We start from the raw sequence: 3,381 nt of genomic DNA, 5'->3' as shown, positions 1-3,381 counted from the left end.
CCGGCTAGCTCCACCCGCAGGTCCTGCACTCGTGCCAACGTGCCGGGGCTCTAGCAGTGACCGACTGACGACACTCGAGCGCTATCCTGCCCACAATCGCCGGGCATGAGCCACACCGTGGCCGCAAGCCCTGCCGAGCCTTCGGCTCGTTTTGGCTGCGCCGGTTCCGCTTCATGTTCCTTTCCCCTTCAGCCCCGCGTTGGACGCCGTTGGCCTGCGCGCTGGCGGCGGGAGCCGCGCTTTTCGGGGGCCTGTCGTTGGCGACGGCCGGAGGGGCTCGGCCGCTGCTTTTGTGGAACCGCACGGCCAGTGAGCCTGAAGGGCTTTATGTGCGCGGCGCAGGGTCGGTTTCGGTCGGCGCGCTGATTGCATTTCCCGCGCCGTCAGCCGCCTATCCCTACGCTGATGGCCAAATGGGCTACCTACGCCGCGTGCCGATCCTGAAGCACGTCGCCGCCGTGTCCGGCGATCAGGTCTGCACCGCGAACGATAGGCTGGAGATCAATGGTCGGGTGCGGGCGCCGATCCTTCGCCAGGACCGTCGAGGTGCGGCTTTGCCGCGTTGGGACGGCTGCCGCCGGCTTCGCGACGGCGAGGTGTTCGTCTTCTCCGACCGCATCCCCAACAGCTTCGATAGCCGCTACTTCGGGCCCGTGAACCGGGCCGAGATCGTCGGCGTGTTCCGGCCATTGGCCATTCCCCTTGTCACCCCTGGAGACCGCTGATGGACCCGGCCGCCCTGGCGGGACTGTGCCTGCTGCTCGCGCGCGGACAGACTGCTCAACCCCTCCCGTCGGGCGTCAACTGCCCGCCGTCGGCGCCGCTGGCGGCTGCGTCCATCCCGACGCCGCGCGGCGGTCTCGCACCGCTCGTGGCCAGCCAAGACGCGCGCGAGGCCATCACCCGGGTCGCCTTCGCCGAGGCCGGCAACCAGGGTGACAGCGGGCTGGCGGCGGTGGTCTATACGATCTTGAACCGGGTCCAGGACGGCCGCTGGGGCGGCAGCGTCGAGGCGGTCGTTAACGCTCGGGGGCAGTTCGAGCCAGTGATGCGCGCCGGCGGCGACTGGCGTCGCCTGCCGGCCTCCACGGTGGCTCAACGGGCGCGGATCGAGACCATCCTCAACCTCGCCCTGGAAGGCCGGTTGCCGGATCTGACGAACGGCGCGCGTTTCTTCCAGAACCCGCAGATCGTGGCCGAACGGGCTACGCGCGGGGAGGTCGCAGAGCGCCTGGTGAACTTCGGCGGGACGGACCCGTCGGCCGTGATCGGCGCGCACAGTTTCTATGTCGATGTGCGATCCGCCGGGCGCCGGGGATCGCGCTCAGCGGGTTCGTCTTCGCCCCCTCGCGGACCTTTGCCCGCCGCCGCCTGGGAGGCCGCCGGCGGGGCCATTTTCGTCGGCGATAACCGCGCCGCATCGGCAGCTGAGACGGCCGCGGCGCCGGTCACGGATGGGGCAGGAGAGGGGGCTATAAGGGCGACAAAAGTGACGGATCCCGGCCGCGCGATCTTCGTGGTCGGGCCGGGTCTGGCGGCCGGTTCAGACCGATGATCAGGCCGCGCGCCACGCTTGATCGAGGTCGGCGTAGTCGGGGTCGAGTTCGCTCGGAACGAGCGCGTCGCCGGCTTCCTGAGCGAGGGCTGTTTCGGCCATCAGATCGAAATCCGGCAGGGGCTCGCCGGCGGCTTGCAGCGCCGTTTCCGCGTCCTCACCCAGGTCGCCGCCAGGCCGCAGGGCAAGCGGCACATTGCCCAGAAGTTCGCGCACCGTCAGGCGGTCCCGGACCCGTTCGACACGCCGATCGAGGATGTCGACCAGGCGGGCGAGAAGCTCATCGTCTCCGGCGAAATGGGCGTCGCCCGCTTCGGCCAGCAGGGCTCCGCCGATGATGATTTTGCCGCGCGTCTCGCGTCTGCGCTTGTTGATGGACCACAGGGCTTCGAGGCGTTCGACGCGCGCCTTCAAGACATGGAATCGCTTGGCGTCATCCTCGATGTCTTCGAGCGGGGTCACGTGCCGCTGCTTGTGGATTCCGTCCTGGCCGGCCTCCCGCAGCGCCGTCTCCAGCTCCTCGAGCCGGGCGAGCAGGGCGGCCTCTTCATCCTCGCGCTTGGCCCTGTCGCGGTCGTTGGACCGGGTCGCCCAGAGCTCGCGTTTGCGGGCCAACTGGGCGGGCGTCCGGGGCTTGTACTTGGACGGGCGGGTGTTCCTACGGCGCTTGTCGACCTTCGTCATCGCGCGGCCTTTCGACGGTGAAAAAGCACGAAACGGCGTATTACTGCCACGAAAGCGCAAATCGGTCTATGCTGTGGTTTGTCGTATTTCGTCACAAGGGCGCAGTTACGGGTTGGATGTGCTGCGCCCACCAACCCTGCGGTCAGGCCTCGCCCGACACCCTCAAGGCCCCTTGTCGCCTCCCGCCGACAGAAACCTTGAGCCAAGGGCGCTGCCCTTAGCGATCCCGGCATGGACCAAGGCAGAGGAGGGCGCATGGCCCAGTACCGACTAGAGGTGCAAACCATCCAGCGGTCGGCCGGCCGGTCCGCCGTGGCGGCCGCCGCCTATCGCTCTGGCGACCGCCTGATCGACGAGCGCCTGGCCATGGAGTTCGACTTCGGTTCGAAGGGCGACATCGAGTTCGCCGCCGTCATGGCGCCGGCCGATGCACCGGCCGCCTACAGCGACCGGCAAACCTTGTGGAATGCGGCCGAAGAGGCTGAGAAGCGCAAGGACGCCGTGCCTGCGCGTGAGCTGTTGGTGTCGCTGCCGCATGAGCTCGATTTCGCGCAGCGGCGGGCTCTGGTTCAGGCCTTTGTTGCCGAGCAGCTGGTGGCGCGCGGGATGATCGCCGACGTGGCGATGCACCGGCCGGGGCGAGAGGGCGATGAGCGCAATTTCCACGCTCACATCCTGGTCACCACGCGGTCGATGACGCCGGAGGGTTTCGGCCAGAAACCTGCCGAATGGTGGAGGCCCAAGGCGCTTCGGGAGTGGCGTGCGGCCTGGGCCGATATCCAGAACGAGCATCTCCGCCGGCACCTTGGACCGGATGCCCCGCAGGTGTCGCATCTCTCGCTGGCCGAGCAGGGGTCTGACCGCGAACCCGGCGTGCATCTGGGGCCAACGGCGAGCGCGCTGGAGCGCAAGGATGTCGCCTCGGAGCGTGGTCAGCAGAACCGCGACACCGAGGCCCACAACGCCAAGCGCAAAGAGCTTCGGACCGACTTCCAGGCGACCGCCGACCGGCTCGTTCGGGAAGCGCCTGTGATCGCCGTTCCCGTTGCGAAATTGACGACCGAGGCCGAGCAGATGCGTTCGCGGATGGTCGCGGAACGGGACCGCTGGGCGGCTGAGCGGGCGGCGCTCACCCTGCCGAA

General features: G+C 68.6%; 4 protein-coding genes. 3 read left to right on the top strand and 1 reads right to left on the bottom strand.

From position 1 onward, the window contains the following. The first annotated feature begins 209 nt into the window (after nt 1–209). Together VGL30_RS14715 and VGL30_RS14710 are read left to right on the top strand one after the other, a co-directional pair. The gene (locus tag VGL30_RS14715; RefSeq protein ID WP_331540764.1) at nt 210–725 is read left to right on the top strand and encodes a S26 family signal peptidase; all 516 of its coding nucleotides are present in this window, start codon (nt 210–212) and stop codon (nt 723–725) included. Continuing rightward, on the top strand, nt 725–1,555 hold the full coding sequence (locus VGL30_RS14710) for a cell wall hydrolase (RefSeq protein WP_331540763.1): 831 nt from the start codon (nt 725–727) through the stop codon (nt 1,553–1,555). The genes VGL30_RS14715 and VGL30_RS14710 overlap by 1 nt, the downstream gene beginning before the upstream one ends. On the opposite strand, the gene VGL30_RS14705 is transcribed toward VGL30_RS14710, so the two are convergent. Then, nucleotides 1,556–2,239 (bottom strand): hypothetical protein, encoded by a 684-nt coding sequence (locus VGL30_RS14705; RefSeq protein WP_331540762.1) that lies wholly within the window; start codon nt 2,237–2,239, stop codon nt 1,556–1,558. Nucleotides 2,240–2,494: 255 nt separating this feature from the next. On the opposite strand from VGL30_RS14705, the gene mobQ reads away from it, so the two are divergent. Further along, nucleotides 2,495–3,381: MobQ family relaxase (gene mobQ, locus VGL30_RS14700; protein ID WP_331540761.1), on the top strand; the 887-nt coding region annotated here is incomplete at its 3' end.

Source organism: Phenylobacterium sp. (genome assembly GCF_036502675.1).
In the GTDB taxonomy this organism is placed as follows: domain Bacteria; phylum Pseudomonadota; class Alphaproteobacteria; order Caulobacterales; family Caulobacteraceae; genus Phenylobacterium.
This window is presented reverse-complemented; position numbering and strand designations above follow the sequence as displayed.

Excerpts from the sequence above, each read along its gene's own strand:
- VGL30_RS14710 (WP_331540763.1), top strand. The coding sequence starts at position 725 with ATGGACCCGGCCGCCCTGGCGGGACTGTGCCTGCTGCTCGCGCGCGGA.
- VGL30_RS14705 (WP_331540762.1), bottom strand. The coding sequence starts at position 2,239 with ATGACGAAGGTCGACAAGCGCCGTAGGAACACCCGCCCGTCCAAGTAC.